Here is a 15621-nt window from a genome sequence, read left to right as displayed (position 1 = left end):
GTGACAGCCTGGATTGTTTCGTCGCAAGAGCTCCTCGCAATGACGAGGAGAGAGCTCACTCCCCGATCAGCGTCAGCCACTCGTCCTCGGTCAATACCTTGACGCCGTGCTTGTTGGCCTCCGCCAGCTTCGAGCCCGCACCGGGGCCGGCGACGACGACATCGGTCTTCTTCGACACCGAGCCCGAGACCTTGGCGCCGAGCCGCTCCGCGGTCGCCTTGGCCTCGTCGCGCGTCATCTTCTCCAGCGAGCCCGTGAAAACCACCGTCTTGCCGGCGACGGCGGAGTTGCTCTTGGGCTTCTCGGCGTCGACGATCTCGACCTCTTTCGTCAGCCGCTCGACGATGCCGCGATTGTGGCTCTCGCCAAAATAATCGGCGATGCTCTTGATCACGGTGTCGCCGATCTGGTCCAGCGCGTCCATTTCCGCCATCGCCTCCTCGTCGCCCTTGGCGACCTTGAGGCAGGCATCGTGAAAGGCATCCCAGGAGCCATAGCCGCGCGCGAGTGCGAGCGCCGTGGTCTCGCCGACATGACGCATGCCGAGCGCATAGACGAAGCGCTCCAGCGCGATTTTGCGCCTGCTCTCGATGGCGCCGAACAGGTTGCGCACCGAGGTCGCGCCGTAGCCCTCGATCTCTTCGAGCTTGAGCTTTGCGTTGCGCTTCTCCAGCGTGAAGATGTCGGCGGGCTCCTTCACCCATCCCTCATCGAAGAAATACTGCAGCTGCTTCTCGCCGAGACCATCGATGTCGAACGCGCGCCGCGACACGAACAGCTTGAGGTGCTCGATCTTCTGGTAGGGGCAGGCGAACTCGCCGGTGCAACGGGCGCGGGATTCCTCTTCGCCGGCGGCCGTCTCCCCGCGCACGACGTCGGTGTGCAGCGGGCACGGGCACTTCTTCGGGAAGTCGTATTCCCTGGCGCTCTTTGGTCGCTTGTCGAGGACGATGTCGACGATCTGCGGGATCACGTCGCCGGCGCGCTGGATCACGACAGTGTCGCCGATCCTGATGTCGCGCCCTTCGCGCAACACCTCGCCCTTGTTGCCGATGCCCTTGATGTAGTCCTCGTTGTGCAGCGTGACGTTCTGCACGATCACGCCGCCGACGCCAATCGGCTCGAGCTTGCCGACCGGCGTGAACGAGCCGGTACGCCCGACCTGGATCTCGATGTCGCGGAGCACCGTCATGGCGCGTTCGGCGGGGAATTTGTGCGCGATGCCCCAACGCGGCGTGCGCGAGACGAAGCCAAGCCGCTCCTGCCAGTCCAGGCGGTCGACCTTGTAGACGACGCCGTCGATGTCGTAGTCGAGTTTTGCGCGTTCCTCCTCGATCTTCTGGTGGAACGCGATCAGCTCCTCGACGGAGTGACACAGTTTGGTCAGGGGATTGGTCTTGAAGCCGCAGTGCTCGAACCAGTGAATCATATCGCTCTGTGTATCCTCGGGCATCGCGCTCATCTCGCCCCAGGCATAGGCGAAGAAGCCAAGCGGACGCGAGGCGGTGATGGTCGGATCCTTCTGCCGCAACGAGCCTGCGGCCGAATTGCGCGGGTTGGCGAAGATAGTGTCGCCGGCCGCCTTCTGCCGCTCGTTGAGCGCGAGGAACGCCTTCTTGGTCATGTAGATCTCGCCGCGCACCTCGCAAATGTCGGGGACGTTGCGGCCTTTCAGCTTCTGCGGCACGTCTTCGAGCGTGCGAATGTTGGCGGTGACGTCCTCGCCCTCCGCGCCGTCTCCGCGCGTCGCCGCGGTGACGAGCTCGCCGCCCTCGTAACGCAGCGACATCGACAGGCCGTCGATCTTCGGCTCGGCTGAGAAACTGATTTTATCGTCATCAAGCTTCAGGAAGCGCACGATGCGACCGACGAAGTCGCGCACGTCGTCTTCGGCAAAGGCGTTGTCGAGCGACAGCATCGGAACGGAATGCCGCACCTTTTTAAAGCGCCCCGACGGCGCGGCACCGACCTTCTGCGACGGCGATTCCGCGCTGACGAATTCCGGAAAGCGTTTTTCGATCGCGTTGAAGCGCTGACGCAGGGCGTCGTACTCCGCATCGGTCACTACAGGCGCATCGTCCTGGTAATAGCGCTCGTTGTGTCCCTCGATTTCGAGCGACAGCCGCATGTGCTCGACCTTGGCCTGCGCCCTGGTGAGGTCGGCGACGTCACGAAGCGGTTTGGGTTTTGCTGCTCTTGCCATTGTGCTTGGATACGACGGAGCGGGCGGGAGGGTAAAGGCGGATTGGGCTCTTTATTCCCCCTATGCAAGGCAGCGACGTCATGGGATCCGGCTCGCGCTGCGCGCGTCCGGGACACACCGCTATGCCGTCGCCGCCTTGAGCAGCCGGTCCGCGGCCGCCCTCGCCTCGGCGGTGATCTCGGCGCCGGCGAGCATGCGGGCGATTTCCTCGCGGCGATGGTCGGCGGCCAGCGCGTTGACGCGGGTGGCGACGCGCTTGCCCTTGTCCAGCGCATCCTTGGAGATCAGCAGATGTTGGTCGGCGCGGGCGGCGACCTGCGGGGCGTGGGTCACGGCCATCACCTGAACCTTGCCGGCGAGCCGCGCCAGCCGCGCGCCGATGGCATCCGCGACCGCGCCGCCCACTCCGGTATCGATTTCGTCGAAGACGAGCGTCGGCGCCGAGCCGCGGTCGGACAGCACAACCTTCAGCGCCAGCAGGAAGCGCGAGAGCTCGCCGCCCGACGCGACCTTCATCATCGGCCCCGCCTTGGTGCCGGGGTTGGTCTGCACCCAAAACTCGACCCGATCGAAGCCTTGTGGCCCGGGCGCGGCCTCGTCAGTCGCGACCTGGGTCATGAATTTGGCGCGTTCGAGCTTGAGCGGCGCGAGCTCGGCGTTGACGGACTTGTTGAGCTTTTCTGCGGACTTCTGCCGCACCAGCGACAGCTTCTTGGCGGCCGACGCATAGCGTGCATCCGCCTCGATCGCGGCCTGCTCCAGCTTCCTCAAGCGCGAGGCGCCGGCATCGATCAGCACGACGTCGGCGGCGTATTTGGCGGCAAGTGCCGCCAGGCCATCGACCGGCGTCGAATATTTGCGCGAGGCGGCGCGCAACGCGAACAACCGCTCCTCGATGCGTTCGAGCTCGCCCGGATCGAAATCGGTTGCGGCAAGCGCCGCCTGGAGATGCTGGTCCGCCTCTTCCAGCGCGTTGATTGCGATATCGATTGCCTTCACCGCGGGCTCGACCAGCGCGGGCGAGTTGACGCCGCGGCGCTCGAGCCGGCGCACGGCGGCCGACAAGGTTGCGACCGGCGAATGGTGGCCGCCGACGGCCTCCTGCGCCTCGCGCAAATCGGAGGCAATCTTCTCGCCCTGCATCATGGTAGTGCGCCGAGACGCCAGCGAGGTCTCCTCGCCGTCCTTGGGCGCGAGATGCTTCAGCTCATCGGAGGCGTGGCGCAAATAGTCCGCTTCGCGCGCGGCCCGCTCCATGCCGGCGCGATGCGCTTCCAGCTCGGTATTGGCGATGCGGCGCGCGTCCCAGAGCGCTTCGACGGCTGCGACATCCTTTTCGAGGCCCGCGAAAGCATCGAGGAGCTGGCGATGGGTGGCTGCATCGACCAGCGCGCGCTCGTCATGCTGGCCGTGGATCTCGACCAGCGCGGCGCCGACTGCCTTCAGCGTCTGCACGCTGATCGACTGGTCGTTGATGAAGGCGCGGGTGCGGCCGTCGGCGAGTTGCACGCGGCGGAGAATCATCTCGCCGGTATCGTCCAGCCCGTTCTCGGCCAGTATCTTCGTCGCAGGGTGATTCTTCGGGATATCGAAGACGGCCGTGACCTGCCCCTGCTCCGCGCCATGGCGCACAAGGCCGGCGTCGCCGCGGCCGCCGAGCGCCAACGCAAAGGCATCGAGCAGGATGGATTTGCCCGCACCGGTCTCGCCGGTCAAAACCGCAAGTCCGGTGGCGAATTCGATATCGAGCCGTTCGATCAGGACGATGTCACGGATCGACAGACGCGCCAGCATGGAACCAGATTTCCTAGCCGAGACCTAGAGGCCAATCTTCTTGAAGGTCCGGCTAATCCAGGACCCCTGATTCTCGCTCGGCTCGAGACCACCGGATTTTACAAGATTATAGGCGTCCTTGTACCACCGGCTGTCGGGAAAATTATGCCCGAGCACGGCGGCTGCGGTCTGGGCCTCGCCGACGATGCCGATCGCCATATAGGACTCGGTGAGACGGTAGAGCGCTTCCTCGACGTGGCGCGTGGTCTGGTACTGCGTCACCACCGCCTTGTAGCGGTTGATCGCGGCCGTGTAGTCGCGCTTCTGCATGTAGTAGCGTCCGACACTCATTTCCTTGCCGGCGAGCTGGTCGCGCGCGCCCTCGATCTTGGCCTTGGCGGAAGTCGCATATTCGGACGTCGGATATTTGCGCACCACCTCTTCCAGTGAGGCGATCGCCTTCTCGGTGCGGCCCTGGTCACGGTTGATGTCCGGAATCTGATCGTAATGCGAGGCGGCGATCAAATACTGCGCGTAAGCGGCGTCCGGGCTGCCGGGATGCAGGGTGACGTAGCGGGTGGCAGCGCCGATGCAGCTGTCATAGTCGCCGCCCTGGTAGGACGCGTAGGCCGACATCAGCAGCGATTTGCGCGCCCAGTCGGAGTAGGGATGCTGGCGGTCGACCTCTTCGAACTTCTTGTTCGCCGCCTTCATGTCCTTCTTTTCGTTCATGAGGTACAAGCCCTCATTGTAGATCTTGTCGGCAGGCTCCTCGGCGAAGGTGTCGTCCTTGTTGGTGAACTTGTCCCAGAGCGCGCCGGTGCCGCAGCCGGCCAGCGGCAACGCGAGCAGGAAGAGCGTTGCGGCCTGCAGCAGCCCACGGGTTCGCGGTGAAATTGAAAGATATCCGCGCGTCATACGCTGTGCCGACATGAATTTGAGACCTGACGCCCTGTGATGCAGTGCCCGCCAGCCCATGATCCCCGTCACGGGCGCGAAATGTGACCGTGGTGCCTGCCGTGCGACCACGTCGGTGTAACCGAAAATCGATTGTTAACCTACCGGATAGGCACGCATTCCGCCCGGATTAAGGCGAAATCGCCGCAATCCTAGTCGATCATGGTTACCAGGAGTTTCCCGGATAAAATCCCGCTTGGCTGCCTGCGGTAACAGGCGTTCAGGACACGTCCGGCCCGTAGGCAGCCGCGATCCGGCCGCCGACGATGCCGCTGCCGACCTCGACCACGGGACGCGTGGTGCGGCGGGCCACCTCGCCCTCGACCACCCGCCAAGCGGTACGGTCGGCGAGCAACGCGGTCAGAACGGCGTGGTTGAGCTTGTGGCCGCCACGCACCGAGCGATAGGCGCCAAGCAGCGGCAGGCCGGCCAGCGCGAGATCGCCGATGACGTCCAGCACCTTGTGGCGGGCGCATTCGTCGGCATAGCGCAGGCCCTCGGTGTTGAGCAGCCGCTCGTCGTCGAACACGACGGTGTTTTCGAAGGAGGCGCCGAGCGCATAGCCCGCGCTCCAGAGCCGCGCGACATCGCCCATCAGACCAAACGTCCGGGCACGACCGACTTCGCGGCGGAAGCGCTCCGGGCTGAGATCGAAGGCGTAACTCTGCTGGCCGATGACGGGATTGGTGAAGTCGATCTCGACCTCGGCACGGAAGCCGTTGGCGTAGGGCCGGATCTCACCGAAGGAGTCGCCGACCTTAACCGAGACCGGCTTCAAAACCTGGATGAACCGGCGCTGCGCCGGCTGGTTGACGATGCCGGCCTGATCGATCGCGGCGATGAAGGCAGCAGCGCTGCCGTCCATGATCGGCACTTCCGGACCGTCGATCTCGATGGTGGCATTGTCGACACCCATGCCCCGCAGCGCGGCCAGCACGTGCTCCGCGGTGGAAACCAGCGGACCACTGCGATCGCCAAGGACAGTCGCGAAATCGGTCGCGATCACCTGCTCGGCGGTCGCCTGAACTTCGCGGTCACATCCCTCGAGGCCGGTACGGACAAAAATAAAACCTGCATCGACAGGTGCAGGTCCAAGCGTGAGGGTGACGGGAAGACCGGAATGAACGCCGACGCCGGCCACGGTGGCTTGCGCACGAAGCGTTGTTTGCCGGCTAAATTTCATCAGGAACCCGCCCCACTACGACCCATTGCGACTTATACTAAACCCGACTGATCGATTGAGATCGACCGTCCGAATCTCCGTATCCCCAAGTCACGCTGAACCATAGTCACTGCCTCAAACGGCGCCAACTCACGCTTTTTTACCGATTGTTACCCCAAACCTGCCGTATTCGCGCCAAGGCTTAACCAAATTGCGCCGAGTTTTGGGGTCGTTATCGGCAGCTTTACTGAAGCACCGAACAGGTAATTAATGATTTAAAATCAGTTGCTTGAACGTGCAATCCGGATCTGCACGGGACAAAAGGAAAGGTCCCGGCAAGCTTCCCGCCGGGACCTTTTTTCGTCTGCCGTATTGTAACAATTCTCAGGTCGCCTGCCGCCGCAGGAAGGCCGGGATATCAAGATGGTCGTCGCCCTGTGGCGCCGGCGCAACAGGCGCGGGGCGGCCATGGGCGTCGAGACCCTGGGGCGCGGGCCGGCGGGCGTATTCGGACACCGGCTCGCTGGCTGCGATCTGCTGCTGGACCGTCCGCTGCGGCTTGCGCTCTGGCAGCACAGGCATGGCGGGACCCGTGGTGCGGGCCGCGATCGGGGCCTCGGTCTCCTCGTCGCGACGGCCGAGGCCGACATTGGCGAGGCGCTGGAGCAGCGACAGACGGGTCTTTTGCGGCGTCTCGTCCTCGACCTCGCCACGGGCCTGACGAATCTCGGCCTGGGCCGGCATCGGCAGCTCCTCGATACGCGGCATCCGCGGCGCACGCACCGGCGCACGCTCGGCCTGCGGTGGAATGAAGGTTTCCGGCGTCATCGGCTCATGCATGGCCATCGGCGCCTGCTCCGGCTCCGGGAACAGCGTGGGCTTCTGGGCGATCGGGCGGACGGTAACGTCGCCGTAGGTCTGCATCGGCGCGGGCGAATGCGGGACGTCGGCAACGGCAGCCGCGATGGCGGCAAGCGCCGCACGCTCGACATTGGGACGGGCTGCGGCGGCCGGAACCTGCCCTTCCTGCTTCTGGGCGCGTTCGGCCATGCGCTGGTTGTCGGCGCGGAGGCGTGCGGTCAGGTCGGCGAGACGACTCTCGGCAGCGGCGGCCGGAACAGCGGGAGCCTGCTGCACCTGTTGCGGCGCGGCGTTCGCGACGGGAACGCTGGTGCCCTTGCTGCTGCGGGCGATCGCGTCTTGCTCGATGCCGGTGGCGACGACCGAGACGCGGATCAGACCGTCGAGCGCTTCGTCGAAGGTAGCGCCGACGATGATGTTGGCATCCTGGTCGACTTCCTCGCGGATCCGGGTGGCGGCTTCGTCGACCTCGAACAGGGTCAGGTCCTTGCCGCCGGTGATCGAGATCAGGAGGCCCTTGGCGCCCTTCATCGAACTATCATCGATCAGCGGGTTGGCGATCGCAGCTTCAGCGGCAGTCAGCGCGCGCTTGTCGCCGGAGGCTTCGCCCGTGCCCATCATCGCCTTGCCCATCTCGCGCATGACGGCGCGGACGTCGGCGAAGTCGAGGTTGATCAGGCCTTCCTTCACCATCAGGTCGGTGATGCAGGCAACGCCGGAGTACAGCACCTGGTCGGCCATCGCGAAGGCGTCAGCGAAGGTGGTCTTCTCGTTGGCGACCCGGAACAGGTTCTGGTTCGGGATGATCAAGAGCGTATCCACGACCTTGTGCAGCTCGTTGATGCCGGCCTCAGCAGTGCGCATGCGGCGGCCGCCTTCGAAGTGGAAGGGCTTGGTCACGACGCCGACGGTGAGGATGCCCATCTCGCGCGCGATCTTGGCGATGACGGGCGCTGCACCGGTGCCGGTGCCGCCGCCCATGCCGGCGGTGACGAACACCATGTTGGCGCCGGAGAGATGGTCGCGAAGCTCGTCCATCACCTCTTCCGCCGCGGCCGCGCCCACGACCGGCTGCGAACCTGCGCCGAGGCCTTGCGTGGCGGCCGTCCCCATCTGCACGATGCGCTGCGCCTTCGACATCGTCAGCGCCTGCGCATCGGTGTTGGCGACCACGAAGTCGACGCCCTGGAGGCCGGCCGTGATCATGTTGTTGACGGCGTTGCCGCCAGCGCCGCCGACGCCGAACACGGTGATGCGGGGCTTCAACTCGTGAATATCAGGAACGTTGATGCTGATGGTCATGTTTGCCTCTCGATCACGCGCGCGTGGGTTCGCCCCGGCCGGCGGCCGCGGGAGTTGGTGAAATTCGAAGATTGCGGAACCGGTTCATCAGAAGCCCTCGCGTAGCCATCGTCCGACCTTTCCAAAATAACCGCCCGTCCCTGTCTTGACCTGCTGCCGCGTATGCCGCGGTTCGACATGCTCGTGGTGAACATATTGCGGGTAGACGAGAAGTCCGGCCGGCACCGCGAACGCGGCGTTCTTCGCCTCGTTGGGCAGCCGGCCAAAACCGAGCGGACGTCCGACCCGCACGGGCCGGCCGAGAATCTGTGTACCGAGCTCGACGAGACCGGTGAGCTGCGAGGCGCCGCCCGAGAGCACGACACGGCCGTTGGGCTCTGCCGCGAAGGGCGAATCCTTCAGCTTGTCCCGAACCATTTCGAAGACTTCCTCGGCACGGTGCTTGACGATGTTGGCGATGGTGGCGCGCGAAACGATTTGCGGCAGATCCTGCTCGTCACCGGCCGTCGGTACAGACATCAGCTCACGCGAGTCCGATCCGCCGGTGAGGACGGTGCCGTATAAGGTCTTGATTCGCTCGGCATCGGCAATGGTCGCCGAGAGTCCACGCGCGAGATCCATCGTGAGGTGTTGCCCGCCGACCGCAAATCCGGCCGCATGCACGAAGCGGCCGCCGGAATAGACCGCGATCGTGGTGGTACCCGCCCCCATCTCGACCACGGCGGCGCCCAGATCGGCCTCGTCGTCGGTCAGCACCGACAGGCCGGCCACGTAGGGGCTCGCCGCCATGGCTTCGACGTTGAGATGGCAGCGTTCCACCGCCAGCATCAGATTCCGCGCCACGGTGGCGTCGCAGGTGACGACGTTCATGTCGACGCCGAATTGATGCGCGACCATGCCGCGGGGATCGCGAATGCCCTTGACGCCATCCAGCGTGTAGCCGACCGGCAGCGCATGCAGCACGGTGCGGCCCTCGCCGGTAGCGTGGCGCATGCCGGTGGAGGTGACACGGCTGACATCGGCCGGCGTCACCGCGCCGCCGCGGATATCGGCTGCGGCCTCGACCAGCTGGCCCGCGAGGCGACCGCCGGAGACCGACAGCAACACGGACTCGACCCGCACCTTGGCCATTTTCTCGGCGAGCCCGACGGCCTGGCGCACCGCCTGCTCGCATTCACCAAGATCGACCACCGCGCCGGCCTTCATGCCGCGCGACTGGATCTGGCTGTAACCGATCAGTTCGACCGCATGGGTCCGGCCGCCCAGCGCTTCGCTCGGCGCCGACGGCTTCAGCCGCGCGATCATGCAGGCGATCTTGCTGGTGCCGATGTCGAGGCAGGCGACGAGACCGCCGCGCTTGTGCGGGATCTGGCGCGTCTTCGGCGTCTGGGTGCGATCAAGACCGGTCATGCGGCGTCCCCGGCCTTCTTTTTCTTCTTGTCCTTGAAGAGGTCCTCGCGCGCCTTGGCGGCGTCATCGGACAGCTGCACCACCAGACGGTCGGGCAGGCGCATGTCGATCGCGACGATGTCCTTCGAGAACAGCCTGTCGTCCTTGTCGAGCTTCGAGAGCGCGGCGAGTGCGTTACCGACATCCTGCTCGGGCAGGCGGATGTCGAGGCCGTCCTTCAGTCTGAGGTTCCAGCGCCGTTCACCGACATAGATCGCGGCTTTCGTCACCGAGTTCACCTGCGGATAGCGGGCGAGCAGCGCGAGGAAGTCGCGGGCCTGCGTGTCGGCGCCCTTCCCGACCACGAGCGGCAGCGACAGGAACCTGCGCGAGACATAGGGTTCGAGCAGCGCGCCGTCGTCGGCGATGACGGAGAGCCGGCCGGCTTCCTGCCACAGCGCGAACGCCTTGCGCTCGGTGATCTCGATCATGAGCTGGCCCGGATAGAGCTTCAGCACGGTCGCATCCGCGATCCAGGGATTGGCCTTGAGCTTGTCGCGGACGTCGTCGGCATCGAGGAACAACAGCGACGAGCGGCCGCTGACGCCACCGACCGCGAGGATCTCGTCCTGGCTGAGCTGCTTGCGGCCGTTGATCACGACCGAGGTGATGCGGAAGCCGGCCGAATTGGCCATGGCGTTGCGCGCGTCGCTGACGGCGGTGACGAAATCCTGGAGATGGCCGCCTTTGACGATGCCGAGGCCGCAGCTGCCTATCAGCAGCAGCACGGTCATGCTGATCCCGACCCGGCGCGGCAGATAGCGCTCGACCAGCGCGACAGCGCGCGGCGGCGGCTCGCGTTCGACGATGGCCTTGGCCTTGGCCTTCTGCTTGATCTTTTCCTTGGCGGCGGAGCTTTTGTCCTCACGCCTGTCCTGTACCCACTCGCGCAGAAGCACGACCGCTCCGATAGCGGCCGCCTTCAGGTCAGTTTGGGGCCTCAGCGATCTCAAAAACGACCGGGTGAGGCTTCCTGCACCATCCATTGCACGAGCTCGTCAACAGTTTGCCCGCGACACCGCGCGGGTCCTGGCGAACATGACGTCTCGGTCGTGCCGGGCCGGGTGATGGTCTTCGGCTGAAGAAACCGCTCCCCTTCAAAGCGTTCGCCGATCGAATACATCCGAAACGGTTCACGCACCGGCAGCCAAAACGCCATATGCGCCGCCAGCGTTAACCTTCGGATGTCCTGGTAAACAAAAGGTAAACTTCGTTAACGGGAGATGCTTTTTGCCCAGCCGTGTGAGGCAGTTATGTCACGATATCCGGCATTTTACCGGTTTTGGGGCCCAAACCGGCCGTTTCACCCGTTCAGCCGTTAACCAATCCTAACTATTTCCCCACTCGCCGCACCGCCAGCTCGATCAGGTCGCGGAGGAAGTCGACGAACGCGATGCCTTCGGCTTTCAGCGCCTTGGGGTAGAGCGAGGACTTGGTCAACCCGGGCAGCGTGTTGGTTTCGAGATAGACCAGCCCCTTCTCCGTGACGATGAAGTCCGAGCGGGAATAGCCGGTGCAGGACATCGCGCGATGCGCCAGCATCGCCTGCGCCTTGAGCGCGGCGGTGACCTCTGCGGTGAAGCGGCCGGGGCAAATCTCCTGGGTCGACTTCAGGAGATATTTTGCGGCGTAGTCGAAACTGCCCTCGCCCGGAATGATCTCGATTGGCGGTAGCGAGATGATCGAGCCATCGGTGCGCTCCAGCACGCCGCAGGTCGCCTCGATGCCGGCGATATAGGGCTCGATCACATAGTCTTCGTGCTTGGCCGCATTGCGGACGGCGACGAGATCCTGCCTGGCGTTGACGAAGATCAGGCCATAGCTCGATCCATCGCGCGCGGGCTTTGCGATCAGCCTTCCATATTCGGCGAAGGCGTCGTCGATATTCTCGAGCGCGATGCCCTCAGGCGGTGTGACGCCGCCGAGCGCTGCAAAGCGCTTGGCCGCGATCTTGTCGAAGGCGAGATGCGAAGAGGCCGAACCCGAGCCGGTGAACGGCACGCCGCGCGCCTCGCACATCACCTGCAATTCGCCGTTCTCGGCGCATCCGCCATGCAGGCTGAGCACGAGGACGCGGTCTTCCGCCTTGGCCTGGTCGAGCGCCTGCGCCAGCGGAATTCCTGATGTGCCCGGCTTGAACTCGTCCTCGAAGGGCCGAGAATGTTCGAGCAGCTGCTTGGACTGCACGACGTGCACCTTGTCCTCGATGTCCCAGAACCAGAGATCGGACTCGGGCAAAGCTTGATGCAGCGCCTGGGCTGAAGCGACGGAAACCAGACGCTCTCGATTGGAGCCGCCAAAGAGGATGGTGGTGCGCATGTTCTCTCGTCGCCTGTCTGCGTTGTCGTTCAAGCGGAAACCCCGATCCGCTTGATTTCCCAGTGCAGCTCAATTCCGGAGTTGGCCTTGACACGTTCGCGCACGGTCTCGCCCAGCGTCTCGATGTCGTGTGCGGTGGCATCGCCCGTGTTGATCAGGAAATTGCAATGCATCTCTGAGACCTGCGCTCCCCCGACGCGCAAACCGCGACAGCCGGCAGCATCGACCAACTTCCAGGCGGAATGGCCGGGGGGATTCTTGAAGGTCGAGCCGCCGGTTTTTTCGCGGATCGGCTGCGCGGTCTCGCGGTGGGTCTGCACCTCCGCCATCCGCGCGCGGATCGCCTCGGCATGCCTGATCGCGCCGCGAAAGCGCGCGGAGGTGAAGATAATGGAGGGATCGACGCCGCTGCTGCGGTAGACGAATTTCATGTCAGCGATGGAGAAGATGTGCTTCGCGCCGTCGCGTCCAACGCCGCGCGCCTCGATCAGCACGTCCTTGGTCTCGCCGCCATTGGCGCCCGCATTCATGCGTAGCGCGCCGCCGATCGTGCCGGGAATGCCGGCGTAGAATTCGAGCCCGCCAATATCGGCAGAGGCCGCGACCTCCGCGACGCGCTTGTCGAGCGCGGCCGCACCCGCGATGACGACGTCGCCGCTCGCAGCCGCCTCGCCAAAAGCGCGCGGTGCAAGACGGATCACCACGCCCGCAATGCCGCCATCGCGCACGATCAGGTTGGAGCCGACACCCACGACATAGACCGGGATGTCGCCTGCAAGATGGGCGAGGAAGTAAGCGAGGTCATCCTCGTCCGCCGGCGTGAACAGCACCTGCGCCGGACCGCCGACGCGAAACCAGGTGAGCTCGGCGAGAGACTGGTTGGCAAGCAGCCGCCCGCGAAGATCCGGCATCGCGGCTTTGAGCGAGGGCGTGATGTCGGGGAAGCTCACCGCCCTACCCCAGCGCCTTCAATTGATCCGGCAGCGCGTACGCCCATTGCGTGATGTTGCCCGCACCGAGGCACACGACGAGATCGCCCGACTTCGCCACGCCCTTGACAATGCCCGCAAGCTCCGACGCACCCGGCAGCGGCACCACCTCGCGGTGACCGTGCGCGCGCAGGCCTGCGACGAAATGATCTCGGTCCACGCCGTCGATCGGACTCTCGCCTGCGGCATAGACGTCGGCGACGACCACCGCATCAGCGTCGTTGAAGCAGGTGCAGAATTCCTCGAACAGCGATTGCAGTCGGGTGTACCGATGCGGCTGCACCACGGCGATGATCTTGCCATTGCTGGATTCCCGCGCGGCCTTCAGCACCGCCGCGATCTCGACGGGGTGGTGGCCGTAATCGTCGATCACGGTGATACCGTTCCACTCGCCGGTCTTGGTGAAGCGCCGCTTGACCCCGCCGAAGCCGGCGATCGCCTTGCGGATATCTTCATCGGATACGCCAAGCTCGCGCGCGACCGCGATCGCGGCCGTCGCGTTGGAGGCGTTGTGGCGACCCGGCATCGGCAGCATGAGATCGGCGATCTCGTGCACCGCACCGGTCTTGCGATCGCGGAATGCGACCTTGAATTTTGATCCGCCGCCCATTGGGGCGAGATCGAGCAGCCGTACATCAGCCTGCGGATTCGCGCCGTAAGTGATGATGCGACGGTCCTCGATCTTGCCGACGAGGCTCTGCACCACCGGATGATCGATGCACATCACGGCAAAACCGTAGAACGGCAGGTTCTCGACGAAATGGCGGAACGCGTCCTGCACGGCGTCAAAAGTCTTGAAGTGATCGAGGTGTTCAGGATCGACATTGGTGACGATCGCCACATCCGTCGGCAGCTTCAGGAACGTGCCGTCGCTCTCATCGGCCTCCACCACCATCCAGTCGCCGGCGCCGAGACGCGCGTTGGAACCATAGGCGTTGATGATGCCGCCGTTGATCACGGTCGGATCGAGCCCGCCGGCATCGAGCAGGGTTGCGACCATCGTGGTCGTGGTGGTCTTGCCATGCGTGCCGGCGATCGCGACGCAGCTCTTCAGCCGCATCAATTCGGCCAGCATCTCGGCGCGGCGCACCACGGGAATGCGCCGCTCGCGCGCCGCCATCAATTCCGGATTGTCGCGCTTGATCGCGGTGGACACGACAACGACCTCGGCCCCGTCGACATTCTCGGCCTTGTGGCCGACGGACACCTTCGCGCCGTTCTTGCGCAGGCGGTCGAGATTGTAATTGTCGGAGGCGTCCGAGCCCTGCACGGCGTAGCCGAGATTGAGCAGCACCTCGGCGATGCCGCTCATGCCGATCCCGCCGATCCCGACGAAGTGGATGGGGCCGATCTCGCGCGGCAGTCTCATGCTCTGTTCCCTGACCTCGCCGCCTTGCGCAGGCGGCATCTGGCAAAGGTCACGGCCAAATCAGCCGCGCCGTTCTTACTGGATGCCCCGCTTTAGAAGGCGAAGACAAGGGCTTTTTCGCGTCAGATTCCCGCGACTTTCGCCACCAGATCGGCCAGCCGCTCGGCGGCATCGAGCCGGCCTGTCCCTTTCGCCGCGGCAGCCATGGCGGCAAGGCGCGCCGGCTCGGCGGCAAAACCCGAAATCTCGGCGGCGAGACGATCGGCGGTGAACTCGGTCTGCGGAATGCGGATGGCGCCATCGACCTTGGCGAGCACGCCGGCATTGGCGAACTGGTCCTGGTCGATCGCGCCCGGCAGCGGCACCAGGATCGAAGGCCGGCCGATCGCGGCAAGCTCGGCGACAGTACCGGCGCCGGAGCGCGACACCACGAGATGGTTGGAGGCGAGCCGCGCCGGCAAATCCGTGAAGAACGGCGCGAGTTCGGTCTTGATCTTGAGCTTGTCGTAGACCGCGCGCACGCGGGTCACGTCCTCGTCGCGGACCTGCTGGGTGAGGATAAGCCGGCCCCACAGCGCCGGCTCGAGCCGCTCGATCGCACCAGGCACGATGTCGGCCATGATGCGCGCTCCCTGGCTGCCACCGACGACGAGCAGGCGCAGCGGGCCATTCATTTCGGGTGCGACATATGGCACGGCGGCAGCCGCGAGGACCGTCGGCCGCATCGGCGTGCCGACCGTCGTGGTCTTGCCTGACAGCGCCGGATCGCGGTCGAGCACGCCGGGCAACGATGTCGCTATGGCGCGGACGCGGCTCGATAGGAACCGGTTGGCGCGGCCGAGCACGGCATTGGCATCGTGGATAATGCCGGGCACGCCTGCGAATTTCGCTGCAATCAGCGGCGGCAATGTCGGATAGCCGCCGAAGCCGACGACGGCAGCAGGCTTCAATCGTTTGATCAGGCGGTAAGCGGACAGCGTGCCGGTCGCGAGCGTGAGGCCAGCATAAGCAAGCTGGAACGGATTGCGGCCTCGCGCGGTCTCGCTCGCGACGACGTCGATCATGTCCTTGGTAAACAGCCCGCTGTAGCGCAGTGCGCGCTCATCCGTGACAAGGCGGACCCGAAAGCCGCGCCGGATCAGCTCGACGCCGAGCGCCTCGGCCGGAAACAGATGCCCGCCGGTGCCGCCCGCCGCGAGAAGAATCAAGGGGGATTTATCCATGGAGACGCCTTTTA

Annotated in this window: 12 protein-coding genes; all 12 read right to left on the bottom strand. The window is 65.0% G+C overall.

Annotated elements, in window-relative coordinates:
• Nucleotides 1–55: 55 nt before the first annotated feature.
• The 12 genes from ligA to murG all read right to left on the bottom strand — a co-directional run bounded on the left by ligA (nucleotide 56) and on the right by murG (nucleotide 15607).
• A complete protein-coding gene (ligA, locus tag ABIA96_RS13325; RefSeq protein ID WP_354137502.1) occupies nucleotides 56–2203 on the bottom strand; it encodes an NAD-dependent DNA ligase LigA in 2148 nt (715 codons plus the stop codon).
• Nucleotides 2204–2323: 120 nt separating this feature from the next.
• Nucleotides 2324–3997: a DNA repair protein RecN gene (gene recN / locus ABIA96_RS13320; RefSeq protein ID WP_354137501.1), complete on the bottom strand. Its 1674-nt coding sequence runs from the start codon at nucleotides 3995–3997 to the stop codon at nucleotides 2324–2326.
• A 24-nt stretch (nucleotides 3998–4021) separates the two neighbouring features.
• The gene (locus tag ABIA96_RS13315) at nucleotides 4022–4909 is read right to left on the bottom strand and encodes an outer membrane protein assembly factor BamD (protein WP_354137500.1); all 888 of its coding nucleotides are present in this window, start codon (nucleotides 4907–4909) and stop codon (nucleotides 4022–4024) included.
• Nucleotides 4910–5153: 244 nt separating this feature from the next.
• Nucleotides 5154–6116: a UDP-3-O-acyl-N-acetylglucosamine deacetylase gene (gene lpxC / locus ABIA96_RS13310; RefSeq protein ID WP_354137499.1), complete on the bottom strand. Its 963-nt coding sequence runs from the start codon at nucleotides 6114–6116 to the stop codon at nucleotides 5154–5156.
• 363 nt (nucleotides 6117–6479) lie between these two features.
• A complete protein-coding gene (gene ftsZ / locus ABIA96_RS13305) occupies nucleotides 6480–8258 on the bottom strand; it encodes a cell division protein FtsZ (protein WP_354137498.1) in 1779 nt (592 codons plus the stop codon).
• 87 nt (nucleotides 8259–8345) lie between these two features.
• Entirely contained in the window at nucleotides 8346–9668 is a 1323-nt protein-coding gene (gene ftsA, locus ABIA96_RS13300; RefSeq protein ID WP_354137497.1) for a cell division protein FtsA, read from the bottom strand.
• Nucleotides 9665–10693 carry a cell division protein FtsQ/DivIB gene (locus tag ABIA96_RS13295; RefSeq protein WP_354137496.1) on the bottom strand — a complete coding sequence of 343 codons (1029 nt, stop codon included), beginning with the start codon at nucleotides 10691–10693 and terminating at the stop codon, nucleotides 9665–9667. Before ABIA96_RS13295 ends, ftsA begins: the two co-directional genes overlap by 4 nt.
• Nucleotides 10657–10866, bottom strand: coding sequence for a hypothetical protein (locus ABIA96_RS13290; protein ID WP_354137687.1), 210 nt, complete (start codon nucleotides 10864–10866; stop codon nucleotides 10657–10659). The genes ABIA96_RS13295 and ABIA96_RS13290 overlap by 37 nt, the downstream gene beginning before the upstream one ends.
• A 173-nt stretch (nucleotides 10867–11039) precedes the next feature.
• Nucleotides 11040–12026 carry a D-alanine--D-alanine ligase family protein gene (locus tag ABIA96_RS13285; RefSeq protein WP_354137495.1) on the bottom strand — a complete coding sequence of 329 codons (987 nt, stop codon included), beginning with the start codon at nucleotides 12024–12026 and terminating at the stop codon, nucleotides 11040–11042.
• A 29-nt stretch (nucleotides 12027–12055) separates the two neighbouring features.
• On the bottom strand, nucleotides 12056–12976 hold the full coding sequence (gene murB, locus ABIA96_RS13280) for a UDP-N-acetylmuramate dehydrogenase (RefSeq protein WP_354137494.1): 921 nt from the start codon (nucleotides 12974–12976) through the stop codon (nucleotides 12056–12058).
• 4 nt (nucleotides 12977–12980) lie between these two features.
• Nucleotides 12981–14384 carry a UDP-N-acetylmuramate--L-alanine ligase gene (murC, locus tag ABIA96_RS13275; protein ID WP_354137493.1) on the bottom strand — a complete coding sequence of 468 codons (1404 nt, stop codon included), beginning with the start codon at nucleotides 14382–14384 and terminating at the stop codon, nucleotides 12981–12983.
• A gap of 122 nt (nucleotides 14385–14506) precedes the next feature.
• Entirely contained in the window at nucleotides 14507–15607 is a 1101-nt protein-coding gene (gene murG, locus ABIA96_RS13270) for an undecaprenyldiphospho-muramoylpentapeptide beta-N-acetylglucosaminyltransferase (RefSeq protein WP_354137492.1), read from the bottom strand.
• Nucleotides 15608–15621: the final 14 nt, after the last annotated feature.

Source organism: Bradyrhizobium sp. LB11.1, from assembly GCF_040549385.1.
In the GTDB taxonomy this organism is placed as follows: domain Bacteria; phylum Pseudomonadota; class Alphaproteobacteria; order Rhizobiales; family Xanthobacteraceae; genus Bradyrhizobium.
This window is presented reverse-complemented; position numbering and strand designations above follow the sequence as displayed.